At 52.8% G+C, this 18,716-nt stretch carries 23 protein-coding genes and 1 pseudogene; 14 read left to right on the forward strand and 10 right to left on the reverse strand.

All coding sequences use genetic code 11. The features are described from left to right. The first annotated feature begins 96 nt into the window (after positions 1–96). Complete coding sequence (gene ccsB / locus KV190_RS05565) at positions 97–1,056, forward strand: c-type cytochrome biogenesis protein CcsB (RefSeq protein WP_460194953.1); 960 nt, start codon at positions 97–99, stop codon at positions 1,054–1,056. Between the two features lie 13 nt (positions 1,057–1,069). Next, a complete protein-coding gene (gene tilS, locus KV190_RS05570) occupies positions 1,070–2,029 on the forward strand; it encodes a tRNA lysidine(34) synthetase TilS (protein WP_460194954.1) in 960 nt (319 codons plus the stop codon). 164 nt (positions 2,030–2,193) lie between these two features. On the opposite strand, the gene KV190_RS05575 is transcribed toward tilS, so the two are convergent. After that, positions 2,194–2,811: a chorismate lyase gene (locus KV190_RS05575; protein WP_460194955.1), complete on the reverse strand. Its 618-nt coding sequence runs from the start codon at positions 2,809–2,811 to the stop codon at positions 2,194–2,196. Between the two features lie 127 nt (positions 2,812–2,938). Here KV190_RS05575 and KV190_RS05580 point away from each other — a divergent pair, with 127 nt between their 5' ends. The 3 genes from KV190_RS05580 to KV190_RS05590 all read left to right on the forward strand — a co-directional run bounded on the left by KV190_RS05580 (position 2,939) and on the right by KV190_RS05590 (position 6,252). After that, the gene (locus KV190_RS05580) at positions 2,939–3,595 is read left to right on the forward strand and encodes a Mo-dependent nitrogenase C-terminal domain-containing protein (protein ID WP_460194956.1); all 657 of its coding nucleotides are present in this window, start codon (positions 2,939–2,941) and stop codon (positions 3,593–3,595) included. A gap of 19 nt (positions 3,596–3,614) precedes the next feature. Further along, complete coding sequence (gene rimO / locus KV190_RS05585; protein ID WP_460194957.1) at positions 3,615–4,937, forward strand: 30S ribosomal protein S12 methylthiotransferase RimO; 1,323 nt, start codon at positions 3,615–3,617, stop codon at positions 4,935–4,937. Positions 4,938–5,013: 76 nt separating this feature from the next. Then, positions 5,014–6,252 (forward strand): sensor histidine kinase, encoded by a 1,239-nt coding sequence (locus tag KV190_RS05590; RefSeq protein WP_460194958.1) that lies wholly within the window; start codon positions 5,014–5,016, stop codon positions 6,250–6,252. Here KV190_RS05590 and KV190_RS05595 read toward each other — a convergent pair. After that, entirely contained in the window at positions 6,222–7,076 is an 855-nt protein-coding gene (locus KV190_RS05595; protein WP_460194959.1) for a DNA-formamidopyrimidine glycosylase, read from the reverse strand. The genes KV190_RS05590 and KV190_RS05595 overlap by 31 nt on opposite strands. 11 nt (positions 7,077–7,087) lie before the next feature. After that, positions 7,088–7,318 carry a photosystem I reaction center subunit IV gene (locus tag KV190_RS05600; RefSeq protein ID WP_011057407.1) on the reverse strand — a complete coding sequence of 77 codons (231 nt, stop codon included), beginning with the start codon at positions 7,316–7,318 and terminating at the stop codon, positions 7,088–7,090. 200 nt (positions 7,319–7,518) lie between these two features. Here KV190_RS05600 and KV190_RS05605 point away from each other — a divergent pair, with 200 nt between their 5' ends. Next, entirely contained in the window at positions 7,519–7,857 is a 339-nt protein-coding gene (locus tag KV190_RS05605; protein WP_460194960.1) for an STAS domain-containing protein, read from the forward strand. 27 nt (positions 7,858–7,884) lie between these two features. On the opposite strand, the gene KV190_RS05610 is transcribed toward KV190_RS05605, so the two are convergent. The 4 genes from KV190_RS05610 to KV190_RS05625 are packed head-to-tail and all read right to left on the reverse strand — an operon-like array spanning position 7,885 to position 11,315. Continuing rightward, positions 7,885–8,946 carry a 3-deoxy-7-phosphoheptulonate synthase gene (locus KV190_RS05610; protein ID WP_460194961.1) on the reverse strand — a complete coding sequence of 354 codons (1,062 nt, stop codon included), beginning with the start codon at positions 8,944–8,946 and terminating at the stop codon, positions 7,885–7,887. Between the two features lie 35 nt (positions 8,947–8,981). Beyond that, on the reverse strand, positions 8,982–10,118 hold the full coding sequence (locus KV190_RS05615; RefSeq protein ID WP_460194962.1) for an LptF/LptG family permease: 1,137 nt from the start codon (positions 10,116–10,118) through the stop codon (positions 8,982–8,984). 2 nt (positions 10,119–10,120) lie between these two features. Beyond that, positions 10,121–10,909 (reverse strand): LPS export ABC transporter ATP-binding protein, encoded by a 789-nt coding sequence (lptB, locus tag KV190_RS05620; RefSeq protein ID WP_460194963.1) that lies wholly within the window; start codon positions 10,907–10,909, stop codon positions 10,121–10,123. Then, entirely contained in the window at positions 10,869–11,315 is a 447-nt protein-coding gene (locus KV190_RS05625) for an LptA/OstA family protein (RefSeq protein ID WP_250683195.1), read from the reverse strand. The genes lptB and KV190_RS05625 overlap by 41 nt, the downstream gene beginning before the upstream one ends. A gap of 60 nt (positions 11,316–11,375) precedes the next feature. On the opposite strand from KV190_RS05625, the gene holA reads away from it, so the two are divergent. Then, complete coding sequence (gene holA, locus KV190_RS05630) at positions 11,376–12,383, forward strand: DNA polymerase III subunit delta (protein WP_460194964.1); 1,008 nt, start codon at positions 11,376–11,378, stop codon at positions 12,381–12,383. On the opposite strand, the gene KV190_RS05635 is transcribed toward holA, so the two are convergent. Next, complete coding sequence (locus tag KV190_RS05635; RefSeq protein WP_206200953.1) at positions 12,320–12,775, reverse strand: hypothetical protein; 456 nt, start codon at positions 12,773–12,775, stop codon at positions 12,320–12,322. The two genes, holA and KV190_RS05635, sit on opposite strands and share 64 nt — an antisense overlap. A gap of 213 nt (positions 12,776–12,988) precedes the next feature. On the opposite strand from KV190_RS05635, the gene KV190_RS05640 reads away from it, so the two are divergent. The 5 genes and pseudogenes from KV190_RS05640 to KV190_RS05660 all read left to right on the forward strand — a co-directional run. Next, entirely contained in the window at positions 12,989–13,417 is a 429-nt protein-coding gene (locus KV190_RS05640; protein ID WP_460194965.1) for a Spy/CpxP family protein refolding chaperone, read from the forward strand. Positions 13,418–13,484: 67 nt separating this feature from the next. Then, positions 13,485–13,808 (forward strand): metal-sensing transcriptional repressor, encoded by a 324-nt coding sequence (locus KV190_RS05645; RefSeq protein WP_149820521.1) that lies wholly within the window; start codon positions 13,485–13,487, stop codon positions 13,806–13,808. A 27-nt stretch (positions 13,809–13,835) separates the two neighbouring features. Beyond that, positions 13,836–14,129, forward strand: a complete 294-nt coding sequence (locus KV190_RS05650; protein WP_460194966.1) for a YggT family protein — start codon at positions 13,836–13,838, stop codon at positions 14,127–14,129. Further along, positions 14,129–15,022, forward strand: coding sequence for a DNA adenine methylase (locus KV190_RS05655; protein WP_460194967.1), 894 nt, complete (start codon positions 14,129–14,131; stop codon positions 15,020–15,022). Before KV190_RS05650 ends, KV190_RS05655 begins: the two co-directional genes overlap by 1 nt. 110 nt (positions 15,023–15,132) lie before the next feature. Further along, positions 15,133–15,333 (forward strand): annotated as a pseudogene (locus tag KV190_RS05660) (transposase); the annotation flags it as partial. 182 nt (positions 15,334–15,515) lie between these two features. On the opposite strand, the gene KV190_RS05665 reads toward KV190_RS05660, so the two are convergent. Together KV190_RS05665 and KV190_RS05670 are read right to left on the reverse strand one after the other, a co-directional pair. Then, complete coding sequence (locus KV190_RS05665; RefSeq protein ID WP_460194968.1) at positions 15,516–16,250, reverse strand: hypothetical protein; 735 nt, start codon at positions 16,248–16,250, stop codon at positions 15,516–15,518. A gap of 3 nt (positions 16,251–16,253) precedes the next feature. Then, on the reverse strand, positions 16,254–17,468 hold the full coding sequence (locus tag KV190_RS05670) for an AAA family ATPase (protein ID WP_460194969.1): 1,215 nt from the start codon (positions 17,466–17,468) through the stop codon (positions 16,254–16,256). A 304-nt stretch (positions 17,469–17,772) separates the two neighbouring features. Between KV190_RS05670 and KV190_RS05675 the strand changes: the two genes are divergently transcribed. Then, the gene (locus KV190_RS05675; RefSeq protein WP_460194970.1) at positions 17,773–18,411 is read left to right on the forward strand and encodes an HD domain-containing protein; all 639 of its coding nucleotides are present in this window, start codon (positions 17,773–17,775) and stop codon (positions 18,409–18,411) included. 94 nt (positions 18,412–18,505) lie between these two features. Beyond that, positions 18,506–18,709: a DUF751 family protein gene (locus KV190_RS05680; protein WP_297048631.1), complete on the forward strand. Its 204-nt coding sequence runs from the start codon at positions 18,506–18,508 to the stop codon at positions 18,707–18,709. Positions 18,710–18,716: the final 7 nt, after the last annotated feature.

Genomic DNA, 18,716 nt, shown 5'->3' on the forward strand with positions numbered 1-18,716 from the left:
CCTTTGCATAGGCATGGAACACGCGCAACTATCCCAGAAAAGCGCGGTTCGGACAGTACAATACAAAAGAGTAGCAGGCTGGCGAAAAAAAAACCTATGGATTTACTAACCCTAGAAGGTTGGCTCGATAATACGGCCTTTGCGGTGCTTTTGATCACCATGTTGCTCTACTGGTGTGGGGCAGCGTTTCCCCAATGGCCTGTTCTCACGGCGGCGGGTCGCACGGGGATGGCGATCGCCAATCTCTGTATTACGGGCCTGCTGGCGGCGCGTTGGATTGAGGGGGGCTACTTTCCCATCAGCAATCTCTACGAATCCCTCTTTTTCCTGTGCTGGGGTTTGACAGCCATGCACTTTGTCGCCGAGTCCATCAGTGGCCAGCGCCTTGTGGGGGTTGTTACCGCACCCGTTGCCATGGGAATTACGGCTTTTGCGGCCCTCTCACTCCCTTCGGAAATGCAACAGTCAGCACCTCTAGTGCCTGCTTTGAAGTCCAACTGGTTAATGATGCACGTCAGTGTGATGATGCTCAGCTATGCCACCTTGATGGTGGGGTCACTACTGGCGATCGCCTTTCTTGTGGTCACATGGGGCAAACCCGTCAGCCTCAAGGGCAGCTCCGTGGGCACAGGCAGCTTCCGCAGTCGCACGCCCGAACCTTCCTTAGAATCCTCGACTGGGGGCGGCGGTACCACGGTACTCACCCAACCCACCCTACAATTGAGTTTGCAACGCCTCACCTTGGCTGAGACCCTCGATAACTTGAGCTACCGCATGATTGGTCTGGGCTTTCCGCTGCTGACCATTGGGATTATCTCTGGTGCGGTCTGGGCAAATGAGGCTTGGGGAGCGCCTTGGAGTTGGGATCCCAAAGAAACTTGGGCACTGATTGTCTGGCTGGTGTATGCCGCTTATCTCCATGCCCGCATTACCCGCGATTGGCAGGGACGCAAGCCCGCGATTCTCGCTACCGTTGGTTTTGGGGTGGTCTGGGTCTGTTATTTAGGGGTGAACCTCCTGGGGAAAGGCCTACACTCCTACGGTTGGTTCTTCTAGCGGGTTATTGCAAGTGTGGGGCATCTACCACGCCCGCCTGCATACCACCTTAAAAACTCAGCAATGGCTCCCTGTGGGGTCACGCATCCTCATTGCTCTATCGGGCGGGCAAGACTCCGTCTGTTTAACGCGCCTGCTACTGGATCTACAGCCCCACTGGCAGTGGTTTTTGGTGGCTGTCCACTGTGATCACTGCTGGCGTGCAGATAGCGCGGCCAATGCACATTTTGTCCAAGCGCTAGCGCAGCAATGGCACCTGCCCTGTGAAGTGGTGAGGGCGCCGCCGATGCCGAAAACTGAAGCCGCAGCCCGTTCATGGCGCTACCAAGTCTTTGAGACCGTAGCCAAGGCGTTGGATTGCACCCATGTGGTGACAGCCCACACCCAGAGCGATCGCGCCGAAAGTCTCCTACTGCATCTATTGCGCGGCACCAGCCCCGATGGTCTAGCCACCCTCTTACCCAGCCGTGCTTTGGGTGCGATTCAGTTGGTACGCCCGCTCCTAGGGATGACGCGAGCGGAAACGGCTGCTTTTTGCCAAACCTACGGATTAGCCGTCTGGCAGGATGAAACGAACCACCATCTCAACTATCGCCGCAATCGGCTGCGTTTGGAGTTAATTCCCTATCTCCAACAGCACTTTAATCCGAATCTGGAAGAGGTGCTTGCCCAAACGGCTGAACTGCTGGCCAGCGATCGCGCCTATTTCGAGGCTGAGGTGGATCGGCTTGCCCCCACCGTGATCCGCGAGCATCCCCCTGCCTTGGATCGGCTGCGCCTACGGGAATTGCCCCTTGCGCTGCAACGTCGCTTGATCCAGCGATTTCTCCATCAGCACCTGAAACGGGGTGTAGATTTTAGCGTCATTGAAGCGGTGCGTCTCCTGATCGCGGCAGGCAATGGCAGCCAAACTTCAACACTGCCAGGGGGCTACCACCTGCGGGTTTGTGGTCAATGGATTGAACAAGTTTAGCCTGCACTCCCCCATCCTCGCGTCGCAGGTGGGGTTTAAGGCGCAGCAATCCAACGGCTGAACAGCGCGAGTGGTTCACTCAAACGGTGAAGGTTTATCGTTGCTTTTGACACTCCCGCCGAATAGATTCGGGGGATTCTTACGCAGTTCACAAAGTGTGAGCTTCATTTTGCCAAATAGGCCGTACTTCCCATCGGACCAAGGTACCGGCAAAGATAGGGGGAAAAGACTTCATAAATCAGCGTAATCGGACGGCGATCGTGCCAAAAGAGGTAATGGCGTCCCCAAAAAGGCCCCGCTTCGCCAAAGGCTGCCGCCAAGGTTTCAGAGTGCCCGAGATACACCGCCTGAATATCGCGATAAAGCTCCACCTTGCGCTGGGCGAGGTTTGTCCAAATCGGCATGGCACGATTTTGCAAATACTCATCCACATGGGCGGCTTCCCACCAGGAGGTGGCATAGGCCAAACGTTGACCTGAAGCGGTGCGTAACCACACTTGACGCCGCAGCCGAGGGCCGGGAATCAGTTGCAGTTGGGCCGGGGCGCGATCGCTGGCATGACCGATGGCGGACATATCAATCACATCCACTTCCGTGGTTTCGCCCGTCAGCAGTTGCAAGTGGCGGGTGGGGGAGCCATCTCCGAGAATCAGGATTTGCCACGCCGGCGCTAAAAGATCATGGGGCAATCCTTGGGCGATCGCCGCCGCATCCCCCTGCCAAATGGGATCAAGGGCATACCAAGGGGTTGAGCAGGTGGAGGGCAACAGCGAAACAGTCAAGGACGTGACACACTGCTTAACAAAACTTCGTTAATTGTAGCAAGGATTTTATCGGTCCTTCAGGATGGCACGAAAGACCCAGACCTAGAGTACAGTCGTAGTGAGCAGCAATCTTGGGGCAATCTCTATGGCAACCACCGCAGCATCTACCCTTGAACTGACACCGGAACAAACGGCCATTTGGATTAAGGGTCTCTTGAGCATTGCCGGCGCCGATGGTCATTTTGATCCCGAAGAGAAGCAACTGATTGCCAGCCTGATTCGCGAGGAAATTGCCCCAGAAATTGATCTTGAACATTTTGCCCCAGTCACCAATGAAGAACTGGTGGCTACCTTTGGTGGCGATCGCGCCCTTGCCGAGAATTTCCTGCGCACAGCCGTGATGGTGGCGCTTGCCAATGGCATTTACTCCCAATCGGAGGATGCTGAACTGCAACGCTTCTGCAACGCCTTGGGAGTGGAAATTGATGCCCTGGAGTCCCTGAAACATACCCTTGATGGTCAGCACGACAGCAATGAACAAACCCTGCGCCTCTTGGATCCCGTGCGCCATTGGCTCGATGGTTTAGAGGTCAAAGATGCCAAGGTGGCTCGCTTCCTCTGCCGCCTGATTCCCCCCCAATGCCCCTTTGAGCGCGACATTACCCTCTTTGGCCGCAAGATTGTCCATATTCCCCCCCTCTGCAAACTCAATCCCCTTTATGATCAATTAGTGGGGTTGCGCTTCCGCTCGCTCACCTATTTGGCTGACGAGTGTGGTGAAGATATTACCCCCTACTGTTAGATGCTGCTGACCCGTTTAGATGCCAAACCCAACCAAACCGAAGATTGCCTTTGCCCACCTTGGCTGTGATAAGAACCGCGTAGATACGGAGCACATGATTGGTCTCCTTGCGGCAGCGGGCTATGGGGTGGGTACCGATGAAACCGAAGCTGACTACGTCATTGTCAATACCTGTAGCTTTATTCAAGCCGCCCGTGAAGAGTCGGTGCGCACACTGGTGGAACTGGCAGAAGCCAATAAGAAAATTGTGATCACAGGCTGTTTGGCGCAGCACTTTCAAGGGGAACTCTTGGCGGCGCTTCCTGAGGCGGTGGCCGTCGTTGGCAGTGGTGATTACCAGCACATTGTTGAGGTGATTGAGCGGGTAGAAACGGGTGAGCGGGTGCAGCAAATTAGTGCCGTGCCCACCTACATTGCCGATGAAACTGTTCCTCGCTACCGCACCACACCAGAACCGGTGGCCTATCTGCGGATTGCTGAGGGCTGTGACTATCGCTGTGCCTTTTGTATCATTCCCCATCTGCGGGGCAACCAGCGATCGCGCTCCATTGAATCCATTGTCAGCGAAGCCCAGCAGTTAGCCGCTGAGGGCGTCCAAGAAATCATCATTGTTTCCCAAATTACGACCAACTACGGCCTAGATCGTTATGGCCAACCCCAACTGGCAGCCCTGATTCGCGCCCTTGGCGACGTGGATGTGCCTTGGATTCGCTTGCACTACGCCTATCCCACGGGGCTGACGCCTGAGGTGATTGCAGCGATGCGGGAAACCCCCAACATCTTGCCCTATCTTGATTTGCCGTTGCAACATTCCCATCCTGAGGTTCTGCGGGCGATGAATCGGCCTTGGCAAGCGGGGGTGAACGATCGCCTGATTGAGCGACTGCGGCAGGATCTACCCGAAGCAGTGATGCGCACGACCTTTATTGTCGGTTTTCCGGGGGAAACCGAGAGCCAGTTTGAGCATCTTTGCCAGTTTGTGCTGCGCCATGAATTTGACCATGTGGGGGTGTTTACCTACTCCGCTGAGGAAGGCACTGCCGCCTATGATCTGCCCGATCAGATTCCAGAGGACATCAAAATGGCGCGGCGCGATCGCCTGATGCAACTGCAACAACCCATTGCCCAGCGCAAAAATGCCGCTGAAGTGGGCAAAACTGTGCCTGTGCTCATTGAGCAGGAAAACCCGCAAACTGGGGAACTGATTGGGCGATCGCCCCGCTTTGCCCCGGATGTCGATGGCGTGGTTTATGTCAAGGGAGCCGCCACCTTGGGCACGATTGTCCCCGTAGAAATCACCGCTGCTGATATTTACGATCTGTACGGCATCATCCCCGCCTAAGTTCGGTTTTACCCCTAGGCGAATCGGAAACGTTGGGGCTATGGTCAAGGCAGTTGGGGACGTTGCATCGGCTGCTATGGGACGCTCGCATTCCACCATTGATCGGTATGATACCCGTGCCGGCGATCGCTTTTGGCAGTGGCAAGCGGGGGTTGCTGCCTTAGAAAGATTATTGGCAGTGATGCATCCCATTGAGGGCTTTTTAGTCTGCTTCCCCAGCCTGATTCTTCAAGATTGTCCCCTAAAAACTTATGTTCTCATGCCCCAAGGGCGATCGCTGCCCTACCTGCCCCCCACAGACGCCAATCCTGCTTTGCCGGCAATGACCCTTCTGCCCGCAGTTCAAGAGGGGATGAGTCCCTTTTGCCTACTGCTGAGTCCAGAGGTCAATCTTTTGCTGATCTATCAAGGGGAGCGCGGACTGCACTTTTCCTTTGCTCCTGAAGAAATTCACGCCTTTTGGCAGCAATTGCGGCAGCAACTTCCCTTGGCCGATCTCCACCCCATTGATCAGTGGCTGGCCAGCGTCGAGATGGTGCCCCCCAGCTATCGTTTGGTGAGTCAGTTTGGTCAATGGCTGCTGGACTATAGTCAACCGGCGACCCCGCCCCTGACTGTAACTTCTACCCCCATGGCTGCGGACATTAGCCTGCTTCAAGCCCTCTCCCACGAGGTGCGCACTCCCCTTACCACCATCAATACCTTTATCCAATTGCTACAACAGCAAGAGAATTTACCCCAGCGCACGTACCAGTATCTGCAAAAGATTGGTCAAGAGATTCAGGATCAAATCACCCGCTTTAATCTCCTGAGTGATGCCGCCGAAATCTTCACCAGTCCTAGCCCCAAACCCCCCCTTGCCTTTGGGCAGACCCACTTGACGGAACTCTTCACGACCAACTTGGCTCGCTGGCAAAAACAGGCGGCCCGTCGTCAAGTCAAATTGGTTCTCGAGTATCCGCCCAATTTACCCCTTGTTCTCAGTGATCCAACGTCTTTAGATCAGGTCTTGACCGGGTTAGTGGAATACTATAGCCAGACCCTTGCCCCAGAGAGTGAACTGCAATTGGTGGTGCAGCGGGCAGGGCAGCACGTGAAGCTAGAATTGCGATCGCCCCAGTACAAACACCGCAGCGATCTGGCCGCCTTGGGGCACCTGCTCCTGTGGCATCCCGCGACCGGGCAACTCAGTCTCAACTTTCAGGCGGCAAAACTCTTAATCGAAGCAGTTGGTGCCAAGGTGATTCAACGGCGCGATCGCCAAGCGGGAGAAATTCTCACCCTTTATTTGCCCATTGCCGAAGAGAGTGGCTGACAGCGAGGGCAATAGTGACTGGAGCGTCCTGCCAAGCGTAGCCGTTCAATCGTTGTGCCACAGACGCGGCAGGGTTCCCCCTTACGACCATAGACCCATGCTTGGCCCCCATAGCGACCATTCACCCCCGCCGGAGTGACAAAGCTACGAATTGTGGTACCACCCGCTGCAATCGCTTCCCTCAGCACTTGGCGAATGACCTGATGGAGGTGAGCGATCTGCTCAATCGCTAGGGTGTAGGTGGGTAGAGCGGGGTGCAGACCACTCAAGAAAAGACTTTCATCGGCATAGATATTCCCCATGCCGGCAACAACGGTTTGATCCAAGAGCGCCGTTTTCACCGCGCGACGATAATGCACCAACCGCTCCGCCAAGAACCAAACTGTAAAGGCCTCACTCAGGGGTTCCGGTGCCAATCTGTCCAGGGCGGGAATCGCCTTTTCTGGGCGGCAGTGTGCAGGAATCCACCAACAGCGACCAAACGTCCGTTGATCCACAAAGCGAAGTTCCGCCCCCGTTGCGAAAAACCAGCGCACACGGGTATGGGGACAGGGGGGCTGGGGAGTTGTCAGCCACAACAACTGGCCACTCATGCGCAGATGGATCACGAGGCGACTGCCGTCATTGAGGGCGGCCAAAAGGTACTTGCCCCGCCGGTGCCACTGTTGGATGGAGCGATCGCGCAGGTGATCAATAAACGCCTGCGGCTCTTCAGGAAGCGCAATAGAACGGGCTAGAAGCACCTCGACCCCAACAATGGGTTGCCCAAGGGTGACCACCTCTAGCCCACGACGTACCGTTTCAACTTCGGGTAATTCCGGCACAGCCTCAGAAACTATTTACCTTTTTTGGGCGGAGCCACTTCTTGCACTTCGTGCAGCGCAAAGTTATTGGTGTTCACACCGCTGGCACTGCCGCTGTAGCCGGTGTAATTGACTTTGTCGAAGCGCACAATCACAGGATACTTGACGCCGGGGGTTTGATCCACAGAGGCGACGGTGCCCACTTCGTTGTACCAGTAGGATTCAGGGCGGAGAATCTTGACTTTAGAACCACGTTGCACCATGAGTTATCGTCCTAAAAATTTCTCAACGGCTAGAGTTAAGCCTACTATGACTACTACGGCTTGTTACGCTCGCTCCACAAAATTTCACAGAGCACCGCATCTCTGGAACTCAGCCAAGGGCAGTGATGGGTTTGTCCCGTTACGAATCTCTATGAAAAAAGGCTGTATACTAGCGGGGAACTCCTTTCCATCATCCCGTTATGGCCAACCCTGTCGAAGTGATTAAGCTGTCTGGGGTCTTTGGTGGCCCCCAAGCTCAGGAATTTCGTCAAACCATTAGTGAGCTGGTTCAAGGGGGGACTCAAGCCCTATTGCTGGATTGTGGTGATGTCACCTTCATTGACAGTTCTGGCTTGGGTGCTCTTGTTGTTGCCCTCAAAACAGTCCGTGCAGGTGGAGGACAGCTTTACCTATGCAATATTCCCAAGCAGATGATGATGCTCTTTGAACTCACGAGCATGGATAAGGTCTTTCAAATCCTCAAAGATGAGGAAGAGTTCTTTTCATTAAATCTCCCTTCCCAAAAGGCAAAGGACTAGCTTCCCCTGCTGCGATCGGCGAGCCACTTATCTGGCGACCAGTTGTGACCCGACAGCACTAGCCAATTGTTCGAGCATCGTTACTGTTGTCCCAAAGTCCACGCAGGGATCGGTAATACTCTGGCCATAGACCAACTGCGAGAGATCCTTGGGAATCGGTTGATTACCCGCCTTGAGATGGCTCTCGATCATGACACCCGCCAGATAACGGGAGCCTTGCTGTACCTGCTGGGCAAGATTTTCACACACTAGCACTTGGCGCTGGGCATCTTTGGCAGCGTTGGCATGGCTACAATCCACCATCAGCCGCGGGGTGAGTCCCTTACGCTCTAGGAGTGCAGCCGCCATTTCAATGTGGGCAGCAGAATAGTTGGGGCCCTCTTTGCCACCGCGCAGTACAAGATGGGTATCGGGATTCCCAGTGGTGGCAACAATACTGGCACGGCCTTCAGCATTAATTCCCAGAAAATGGTGCGACTGCTGTGCCGCGATCATGGCATTAATTGCCGAATCTAAGTGACCATCGGTACCGTTTTTGAAGCCGACGGGCATCGAGAGACCCGACGCCATTTGACGGTGGGTTTGGCTTTCCGTCGTACGAGCACCAATGGCCGTCCAACTCACAACGTCAGCAATGTACTGGGGAATGATTGGATCGAGCAATTCTGTCGCGGCGGGCATCCCCAAGTTGGCCAAATCCAGCAGTAGCTTCCGTGCAAGGCGTAGCCCAGTGTTGATGTCATAGCTACCATCCAGGTGCGGATCGTTGATCAATCCTTTCCAGCCTACAGAGGTGCGTGGTTTTTCAAAATAAACCCGCATGACGATCTCAAGACTATCCCGCAGGCGATCGCGCACCCGCGCCAACTTTTCCCCATATTCCAAGGCCGCCTTGACATCGTGAATTGAACAAGGCCCCACAATGACCAGCAGTCGGCGATCGCGCCCCTTGAAAATGTCACGAATGCGATCGCGGGTGGTGGCCACAAGGGTGGCTTGGGATTCGGTCAGCGGTAAATCCGCCAGCAGGGTCGCAGGCGTCAACAAGGGTCGCGTCTCAACAACGTGAAGATCAAACGTTTGCGGCATGGATCAGCAATCAGCACTTCTTTCATCATAACGCTCTAGCTGCGATCCGCGCGCCACAGTAGGGCGATCGCCACCACCAAGCCAATGCCATGGGGCAACCACGCCGCCGCAAGGGGGGAGAGTGTGCCAATCGTCCCCAGCGCCCCAAGAAAAAACGTGAGCACGTACTGACCAAACACCACCGCCACACTAATGCCAAATCCCTGCCGCCCCCGCCGTTGGGAGGGACTGAGGCCAAACCCCACCCCTAAAAGGGCAAAGACCACAGCCAAAAAGGGCTGAGCATGGGATTGAGCCAAGTGAACCTTGAGGGCACGCACCAGTTCTGGCTCTTGATCGGGATCGAGACGTTGCAGCGCACGGCGTGCTTGGGTGATCGAGAGTTCATCCACATCTGTTAGCCGCAGTTGTTGAGATTGGGCCGGCCGAGGCAAGCGGATCTCCTGTTGGTCAAATTGCAAGAGATTACGGCTGACCCCCGTGTGGCTAATCAAATAGGCCACCCCCTGCGAGAGTAACCAGCGACTCTCACGCACATTCCACTCAGCAGATTCAGCGCTAATGACCTGAGTCACCTGCGGTTGCGAAAAGTCCAAAACCGTAATCCCCTGAATGCGGCTGCCATCAAAGCGATGCCCATAATACAGTCGCCGCACATCTCCGTGGCGATCGTACTCAGGGTAGAAAATATCGGTGCCTGAGCCGAGGGTACGCTCCTGTTGTAGCAACTCCCGCATGAGTTTTTGCGATTCATACTTGGCGATCGGTACGGCGATTTCATTGAGCGCAAGGGTCAACCCACTCACAAACAACGCAAAAACCACCACAGGGACGAGGACACGGCGCAGACAAATGCCTACACTGCGCAGCGCCATCCACTCCCCCTCTTCCGAGAGCCGACTCATCGCCCCCACAACCGCAAGCAGCACGGCCATCGGAAACACCAAGACCAAGACGGTCGGCAGTTGATAGCCAATCAATTGCAGCAAAATCGTCAGGGGCAGTTGAGCATCGGCAATTTGTCGCACTAGATCAAAAATCGTGCCGACGGTCAGCGCCAAAGTAGTAAAGATTGTTACGCCAAAAACAAACCCCGGTAGCAGTAGCGAGAGAAGATACTGATCTAACTTGGGGACAGTCGGCAGCCAGATCCGCCGCAGTGGTCTGAGCATACCTAGAAACGAAAATCCTCACCGAGGTAGTATTGCCGCACTTTGGCATCCTGTGCCAATTCCCAGTTGTTCCCTGCGGCTAAAATCTGCCCTTCCCGTAAAATGTAGGCACGGTCAATAATTTCCAGCGTTTCCCGCACATTGTGATCGGTAATGAGAATGCCCATTTGGCGATCGCGCAGCTTGGCAATCATGTCCTGTAGGTCATGCACGGCAATGGGATCCACGCCCGCAAAGGGTTCATCGAGCAGTAAAAAACTGGGTCCTTGGGTCCCTGCGGCCAAGGCACGGGCTAATTCGGTGCGCCGCCGTTCTCCCCCTGAGACTCGCCGACCAAGGGTATGGGCAATGTGGGTCAAGCGAAATTCTGTTAGGAGTTGATCCAAGCGATCGCGCCATTGCCGCCGCGGCACACCCGTTTCCTCTAAGACCAAGAGAATATTTTCAGCAACCGTCAACTGGCGAAAGATACTCGGTTCTTGGGGCAGATAGCCAATGCCCCGCCGTGCCCGCTGATGCAAGGGAGCTTGGGTAATATCCTCATCATCCAGCCATACCCGCCCATAGTCCGGTCGTTCAATCCCCGTGGCCATGTAAAAGGTTGTCGTTTTCCCTGCACCATTGGGTCCCAGCAGACCCACCACTTCTCCCCGTGCCACCGAGAGACTGACGTGATCCACCACCCAACGACTGCCATACCGTTTACATACCCCCTCTAGGCGAAGCGTGGTCGGTAGCGCAAACCGCCCGTTAGGGCTGCACAGGTGTAAGAATTTGTTGGTTAGGGTCATCGGGGATCATTAAAATAGATTCGACTTGGCGGCTGGGGGCAGGCAGAGCGACAAATTTTGCTTCCTCAATAAGATACGTGATGGTGTCAGCCCGCAGACTGTTCCCCTGTTGCAAAACATACACATTCCCACTGAGGACAATGCGCCCCTCACGGCTAAAGTATTGTGCCTGAGCCGCCGTGGCCTGAATTTGGCGGGCGGGATAACGCAGTTGCACATTGCCCCGTGCCGTGATCACTCCTGTGACGGCATTCGCCTGCTGCACATCAGCCAAGATGGTGAGGGCTTGGGAGGGCGTTTCTTGGGAGTCCGCCGGCTGCCAGAAGAGGGGAGCGATTGCTAACCCTACCCCCAGTGTACCCAGCGCCAAAAGGCGGGATGGCCATCGGGAACAAGATTGCAACATTTCCTTAAATTCTCCGCCACAATGTCTTTATCCTAGTGGATCAGGGAAAATTTCCGCATCATGCCCGTTTACTTCTACTGGGGGGAGGATCAATTCCGACTCGAGCAGGCCGTGAAAGACCTACGGCAACAAGTGGTCGATCCCCTGTGGGAAAGTTTTAACTTCGAGAAATTTGCTGGGGAGGATGCTGAGGCCGTTCAAGCTGCATTGGCGCAGGTGATGACGCCCCCCTTTGGCGCGGGCGATCGCTTGGTGTGGCTGGTGAATACGACGCTGGGTCAACGCTGTAGTGCGGAACTACTCGCAGATTTAGAACTCACCCTGCCGCAAATTCCCCCGAACTGTCATTTACTCCTGACCAGTAGCCAAAAGCCCGACAGCCGCAGTAAAGCCGTCAAGCTGCTGCAACAGTATGGCAACATTCAGGAATTTAGTCCGATTGCCGCTTGGAAAACCGCTGAGATTGAACAGCAGATCCGTGAGGCGGCTCAACGCTATCAAGTCCGCCTGCCCCCAGAAGGAATACAACTTCTTGCTGAAGCTGTGGGCAATGACAGCCGCCAACTCCACAATGAATTAGAAAAATTGGCCTTGTTTGCGGGCGATCGCCCCCTTAGCGCTGAAGACATCACCACCCTTGTTCATGCCACCCAACAAAGTAGCCTCACCCTTGCCAGTACCCTACTGCGCGGAGACACAGCCACTGCCCTCAGCCAACTGGAGGACTTGCTACTACAAAATGAACCCCCCTTGCGCCTTTTGGCCACCCTGACGAAACAATTTCGCACGTGGTTGTGGGTCAAGTTGCTCAGCCATGAGCGCGACAATCAACGCATTGCCAAACTCGCCGAAGTGGGCAATCCGAAACGGGTCTATTTCCTGCAAAAAGAAGTGAACGCTGTTGCTTTGCCGGCCCTTCAAGCCTGTTTGCAGATTCTCTTAGCCACGGAGTATCAACTCAAGCTAGGGGCTGAGCCAGTGGCGACCCTACGCCAAGGGATGATTCAGCTTTCCTTGGCCTGCTCACGGCGTTCTTGGGGCGATCGCTCTGGCGGCGGTGACAATTGACTCGGGGGCAACCGCGAGGGTTTGCGACTGGGACGATTCCACGTTTGCCATGCGGCTTTGACCCCGGCAAAGACACTACGGGTGGTCACTTTCGCTTCTTGAACTTGGCGTTTTGCTGCGGCAATCCCTTGATCCACCTGCTTGACCACATTGCCCGCACTTTCTACCCCTTGGCTAATGTCATCGGTGAGATCGCTAATCTCTAGACCCGTCAAGCGAATGGCTTCTAGGGTGGGTGGCAGTTCACGCCCCAAGGTATCAAAGAGCTTTTCCGCACTGCGCGCCGCCCGTGCCAATTCCATAAATGCCGGAATGGCAGCAACCAGAACGGCTGCCAAGCATACGGCCACTAATACCAGTGACACCGCCAACCAAAAAATTGGTTCTGTCACGTCGGTTCGTCCACTGAGTCCTGCGGGGGATGTGTCCCGATACTATCACGACTTCCCTAGGGGCAACAGTTACGGGAGTGACGCCCAAGGCAAACCCCCACTTGAAAATTTAGGCAAGAGCCGTAACATTCACGGCCAAAACTAAGCGCAGCTAGCAAGTTTGCTACAATTGCTGTGCAACCCTTGGTTGCCGTTCCGTGCGAGGAATCATCAATGTCTTTACGCCAGCCATTGCTCTGGGGATATGCCACAGTCGTTATTTCTTTGCTCAGTTTAGGGGCGCATGCTGCTCCTTTGCCGAAATGGATGGAGCGCCTCAACCTGACACCCCAGCAAGCCCAGCAGATGCAGGCGATCGACGGACGGTATAAGCAAAAAGTGCAGGAACAACAGGCGGCTTTGAATACGGCTGAAGAACAACTAGAGAAACTGCTGGTGGCGGGTGCCCCCACGGCTCAACTCCAACAACAATTTGACTTGGTGATGAGCTTACGGGAGATGCTGCAACGAACACGTTTTGCGGCTGCTTTAGAAGTCCAGCAAGTTCTCACCCCTGCTCAGCGCCAACAACTGGCGGCTATGAATCGCCAACGCTTAGTGAATTTAAGAAATTATTTTCAACAGGGAGCAACAAAACCCTAGTTCCTAATGCGTTGAATATTCTGTTGAATATCTTGATCGTTGTACTGATTGTTTAGGACTATTTGCCGTGGGCACTGAATCCCATTCCCATTCTTCCCCTTCTCTGCATTCCCATCCCCATCATCACAGTGAGGAATCGCTGCGGGCGATCGTTAATCGACTCTCGCGCATTGAAGGGCACGTGCGTGGTATTAAAACAATGGTGCAGGATAGTCGGCCTTGCCCAGAGGTACTGATTCAAATTGCCGCAGTGCGGGGAGCCTTGGATCGGGTGGCACGGCTGATTCTCGATGAGCATTTGAATGAATGTGTGACTCGTGCTGCTCAAGAGGGACGCATTGATCAGGAACTCGCCGAACTCAAGGCTGCCCTTGATCATTTTTTGGGATAATGATTTGGGATAGTGTAAGCAATGCCAATGCCTGCTGTTGTTGTCATCAATGGGGTACTGGGAATCATCCTCGCCATTTTTACCCTGATTTTTCTGGTGCGGATTGTCCTCACGTGGTACCCCCAGATCAACCTCACCCAAGGGCCATTGAAAGTGATTTACTGGCTTTCAGAGCCTGTGCTGGCACCCACTCGCCGCGTCGTGCCGCCCCTTGGGGGAGTGGATATTAGTCCCATTATCTGGGTGGGCATTGTCACGCTCCTACGGGAATTGCTCGTGGGGCAGCAGGGACTGTTGTTCATCTTGTTTCCACCAGCCTAGTGGGGACAGCAACGATCCTCAGCCCGAAGCCATTTCTCAAGTGGGCAGGGGGCAAGTCGCAATTGTTGAGCCAAATGGCGCCCTATTTACCCCATCAATGTCGCTGTTATGCTGAGCCGTTTTGTGGCAGTGCAGCGCTCTATTGGTATCTTTTTGGCCAAGCCCAGCGAGGGCAGTTTCAGTTTCAGCAGGCGCGGTTGAGCGATCGCAACCCTGAACTAATGAATTGCTACCAAATTGTGCGCGATCGCGTGGAGGACTTAATTCAAGAACTCACGGCATATCGCCAACAGCACAGCGAAGCTTTTTACTACCACATTCGTAGCTTAGATCAGCAGCAACTTGATCCCCTGACGCGAGCGGCTCGCTTGATCTATCTGAACAAAACCTGTTTTAACGGCCTCTATCGTGTTAATCGTGCCGGGCAGTTCAACGTTCCCATGGGTCGTTATCGCAACCCCCAGATTTTTGATCCAGAAGCTCTGCGCCAAGCAAGCATTGCTCTGCAAAACGTGACATTGAGTGTGGCGGATTTTCAAGAGGTCTTAACTTGGGCAACGGCGGGGGATTTTATCTACTTTGATCCACCTTACTATCCTCTTTCTAAAACAGCCAGCTTCACCAGTTACACCGATCAGCCCTTTGGTGAGGCAGAACAGATTGCCTTAGCCAACGTTGTCGATGAGTTGGCTCAACGGGGATGCTACGTCATGCTTAGCAATGCTTGGGTTGAACCGATGCTGCACCTGTATCGATCTTGGCGCTGCATTGAACTCAAGGCCAGCCGTGTCATCAACTCCAATCGTCATAAACGCGGTAAGATTAGTGAGCTGCTGGTTGTTACCTATGGCTATACCCGAAAAAAAACAGATGCGTTACCAAGAACGGTGTGAGGCAGAGTGACAAGCATATCAACAGTAGCTCGACACATGGGTAAAGAGCCATGGGGAGGAAACGGTGGTGTATATCGGTGTATATCGATGAGACGGGGTTTGACTCTCGGATGGATCATGCACCGATTCACCTGAAAGGAGAAATTCAGGCAGTGGTCAAAGCGGCGGGTCACGAGGTGTTATTTTTACCGAAATACTCTCCTGATTTGAATGTGATTGAGCACGATTTCAGTGCGCTGAAGCGAGCGCGGATGTATGCAGGGTCAAACAGTTCTATTGATGAAGTGACTTGCAGTTATTGTGCCGAATAATATCTCATTCTTAATTGGAATAGCTATAGCTCATGTTCTTGAGTAACATTCATGACTCTTTGAGTATAGCCTATCCCTCTTGAAAATATCTCACTCCCTTTCGAAATAGCTATAGTTGTTCTAGACGTTGCACCCCTTTTATCTATGCCATATCTTAGCAAAGAGCTGTATTCCAGAAAGCTTTACCCAAATGAGATGCTAACTTCATCCCAGCGGCCTGATGGCGCAATTGCCTTCAGCTCATCCGCAGACTTAAATTTTTTACCTTTTTGAATCTGATGGATGATTTTTTCAGCTTCTTCAACTTTTAAGCCTAGAACACGCTTGGCAAGATTCTCAGCTTTTTTACAGCGATTGATCGACACAGGCGAATTAAATTTTGTTTTCTTAGAGACACGCTGCTCCAATTCAGCAACGTTTGTTTTGAATTCATGCAATTCCTGAGCAATTTTCTCGAGTTTATCTATAATCGGCTTAATTTGGTCATTTAAGCTCTTTTGAAATTCATTAAATAATTTCATAAATGATTGGGAAGCTCCATCAACCAAGTTGCTTCTCTTTGAATTTACTTTCAAAATAGATTTAAGTCTTTCTTGGAAGGTTAGAACTTCTTCATCTTCAAGCTCAATTCTCGATGCCCATAGTTGATTGATACCCAATTCACGGGCAAATTCAACTACCTCCTTGCCGAAGACAACTTCATACGCTGTGTCGCCTTCTGGGGTGGTGACTGGACGAATAATGAGGGGGATGAGGTTGGTTTTATATTTATCCAAGTCCTCACGGATCAGTTGTGGTGAAGCAGAGAATAAGTCCTTGGGGTAGGTCTCTGGGATTGTCAGATAATCAATATGAATCTGACCCTGATGTGTTGGATGTAAACCGAGGTGCTTCGAGATTTGATTGGAGTGACTCATACTCTATGATGCCTGACTAGAAAGATAGCGAGCTAAATTTTCAAATGAATTCGTTAAATCATCAATGGATTCTTTATCTGATCGATCTAATTCTTCATAAAATTTTCTACTGAATATCGGTTGCTGCGACTCTGTGGCTCGCAACATCACAACTCGGTGTGCAATCCATGTTGATTCGGGTAGAATTTGCACTGTCTGTCTTCCATTGGCTGCTTTTTCAAGAATATTCGACAACTTCTCTTTCATCTCATAGTTAGCTGCCGATGTTGTACGATTATACATACTCACAGCGATTCCAAGGGGTCGAGGCGGAGTTTCCATGGCATCCCTCATGGCCTCAAGGCGGGCTAAAACGTACTCTATTGCCCGTATAGGATAGGGGGCAAACTGCGTCGGTATCAGTACCCCATCAGACGCCATCAAAGCAATGGCATTGACTTTACCAAAGGCGGGTGGTGGATCAATCAGCACAATGTCATAGCCATGATTTTTGAGTTTTCGTTGTAATACCCGATCAATATCAATGGTGCTGATGAGTGCGGGTTCCTTATCAGCTAGGCGAATGTGGGCGGGAACAATGTCAAGGTGCAGGTTCCCCCAAGCTCTTTGATAAACTACATCTTCTAGACCCACCCTTGGCTCTAGCAATAGGTCAGCAATATCCTTCTTGCCTTGCTCTTCTACATCTTTGAGGGGGTTAATGCCGACGCCAATGGTTAAGTTAGACTGTGGGTCAATATCAATCAGGAGAACTCGCTTGCCCATCGTGGCAAAGGCGGCACCAAGATTAAGGGTTAGCGTTGTTTTGCCAACGCCCCCCTTATGATTGAAGACAGTAATGATCATGGGTGACTCCTTAGAAGTGGTTGAGGAGATAGAAAAACTCTTTGCAAGTGCCTTTTCAAAATAATGATAGACTTTGAGCCTTTGCTGGGTTAAGGCAGTCACTAGAGCAGCGGCTGCGGAGCGGTGTAAAATTTTAGTCAGTTTCTGAATGGTTTGTTTATCGAGGATACCTGAAGCACACGTCACCTGCTGAAGTGGTTCTCTAAGGGGATTTTGATACAAAAGGTGGTATTCTCGGCCATTGGTAAGTAAGCCAAAAACAGCCTGAGCTGCTTCCATGTAGTATCTCAACTGCTGGCCACCTGTCAGGCGGGACTGCGCTGGGGTTTTGACCTCAATGATCAGATAGTTCAGGGGGCGATCGCCCGCCATCGCTAAGGTCACCAAAAAATCAGGGTAGCCATTTCCAATCCGAGGTTTGGCTTGATACTCAGAAGACTGATAGCCCCACTGCTTGAGTAACGGTAGGATAATTTTCTGTTCCGTATTTGCTTCATTAGCCATGGAAAGCCGCTATGCAGGGAGCACGCTTAGGAATACATTCAACAAAATTATCGTTGACAAAAATAAGCAATTCAATCTGTTAACAAATCTTTGCAATATGATAAGTGCATGGTAATTCTACCTTTAGAAAGGAGCTGTCGCACAATAGCAATAGATGCTTGAGGTGAAGCAGATGCCCTCTCTACGTTATCTGGATGCTTTGGAGTATGCGGCTGTTCTGCATCGTGAACAAACGCGCAAGGGATCAAATGTGCCCTATATTTCCCACTTGGTTGCAGTATCAATGATCGCCCTTGAGTATGGTGCCGATGAGGATGTGGCGATCGCCAGCTTGCTCCATGATGCCGTTGAAGATCAAGGGGGACTGCCGACCCTAGAGGCTATTCGTGAGCGTTATGGCGATCGCGTTGCTGCAATTGTTCGCACCTGTTCTGATTCAGTGGCCAATACCCTAGAAGGAGATGCAAAACTGCCTTGGGCAACTCGCAAACTGGCTTATATCAAACACCTCCAACAGGGTACCGCTGCCGATCGCGACACTCAACTGGTCTCCGCCAGTGATAAATTGCACAACCTACTGTGCATTCTCAGAGATTATGGCAACATTGGTGGTGATCTTTGGGCGCGTTTTCGGGCGGGTCGAGAGGGGGTTCTCTGGTACTACCGGGAGTTGATTGCTGCCTTTGAGCGTGCTCATCTTATTCCTCTAGGTTTGTTAGAGCAGTTGCAACACACCTACCAAGAACTGACCCGTGCCGTCGCAAGTCGGGAGGGCTTTGTTCTGCCGTCTAGTTATGTGCCTATGGTATAGGCCAAGGGTGTTGCTTCCCTAGAGTCTCCGCTGGAGTAGTATCATGAAAGCAATTTCAAGCCCACTGGCGTCACCAAGTTAGGAGCATCAATCAATGGATGGCTTTTGGGAAAATGTCCTGCGCTACCAACGGTATTTTGTCACGGTTCTATTGGGCGTAGTGTGGAATGTCGTTGAGCCATTGGTGCCTCTTTTTAAGCGTCCGCTGAGCGCGATCGCCCTTATTGGCCTCATGGTGGGACTCCTCACATTTGTGGCACTGACGTTACGCGCAATGTTGGGTTTAACCGCTGCATAAGGTGGTA

The sequence above is a fragment of the Thermosynechococcus sp. FA-CM-4201 genome, assembly GCF_054689355.1.

What these genes read in the sequence shown, in the direction of transcription:
- ccsB (WP_460194953.1), top strand. Translation starts at nt 97, where the DNA reads ATGGATTTACTAACCCTAGAAGGTTGGCTCGATAATACGGCCTTTGCG.
- KV190_RS05580 (WP_460194956.1), top strand. Translation starts at nt 2,939, where the DNA reads ATGGCAACCACCGCAGCATCTACCCTTGAACTGACACCGGAACAAACG.
- rimO (WP_460194957.1), top strand. Translation starts at nt 3,615, where the DNA reads ATGCCAAACCCAACCAAACCGAAGATTGCCTTTGCCCACCTTGGCTGT.
- KV190_RS05590 (WP_460194958.1), top strand. Translation starts at nt 5,014, where the DNA reads ATGGGACGCTCGCATTCCACCATTGATCGGTATGATACCCGTGCCGGC.
- KV190_RS05600 (WP_011057407.1), bottom strand. Translation starts at nt 7,318, where the DNA reads ATGGTGCAACGTGGTTCTAAAGTCAAGATTCTCCGCCCTGAATCCTAC.
- KV190_RS05605 (WP_460194960.1), top strand. Translation starts at nt 7,519, where the DNA reads ATGGCCAACCCTGTCGAAGTGATTAAGCTGTCTGGGGTCTTTGGTGGC.
- KV190_RS05610 (WP_460194961.1), bottom strand. Translation starts at nt 8,946, where the DNA reads ATGCCGCAAACGTTTGATCTTCACGTTGTTGAGACGCGACCCTTGTTG.
- KV190_RS05615 (WP_460194962.1), bottom strand. Translation starts at nt 10,118, where the DNA reads ATGCTCAGACCACTGCGGCGGATCTGGCTGCCGACTGTCCCCAAGTTA.
- lptB (WP_460194963.1), bottom strand. Translation starts at nt 10,909, where the DNA reads ATGACCCTAACCAACAAATTCTTACACCTGTGCAGCCCTAACGGGCGG.
- KV190_RS05625 (WP_250683195.1), bottom strand. Translation starts at nt 11,315, where the DNA reads ATGTTGCAATCTTGTTCCCGATGGCCATCCCGCCTTTTGGCGCTGGGT.
- holA (WP_460194964.1), top strand. Translation starts at nt 11,376, where the DNA reads ATGCCCGTTTACTTCTACTGGGGGGAGGATCAATTCCGACTCGAGCAG.
- KV190_RS05640 (WP_460194965.1), top strand. Translation starts at nt 12,989, where the DNA reads ATGTCTTTACGCCAGCCATTGCTCTGGGGATATGCCACAGTCGTTATT.
- KV190_RS05650 (WP_460194966.1), top strand. Translation starts at nt 13,836, where the DNA reads ATGCCTGCTGTTGTTGTCATCAATGGGGTACTGGGAATCATCCTCGCC.
- KV190_RS05665 (WP_460194968.1), bottom strand. Translation starts at nt 16,250, where the DNA reads ATGAGTCACTCCAATCAAATCTCGAAGCACCTCGGTTTACATCCAACA.
- KV190_RS05670 (WP_460194969.1), bottom strand. Translation starts at nt 17,468, where the DNA reads ATGGCGGGCGATCGCCCCCTGAACTATCTGATCATTGAGGTCAAAACC.
- KV190_RS05675 (WP_460194970.1), top strand. Translation starts at nt 17,773, where the DNA reads ATGCCCTCTCTACGTTATCTGGATGCTTTGGAGTATGCGGCTGTTCTG.
- KV190_RS05680 (WP_297048631.1), top strand. Translation starts at nt 18,506, where the DNA reads ATGGATGGCTTTTGGGAAAATGTCCTGCGCTACCAACGGTATTTTGTC.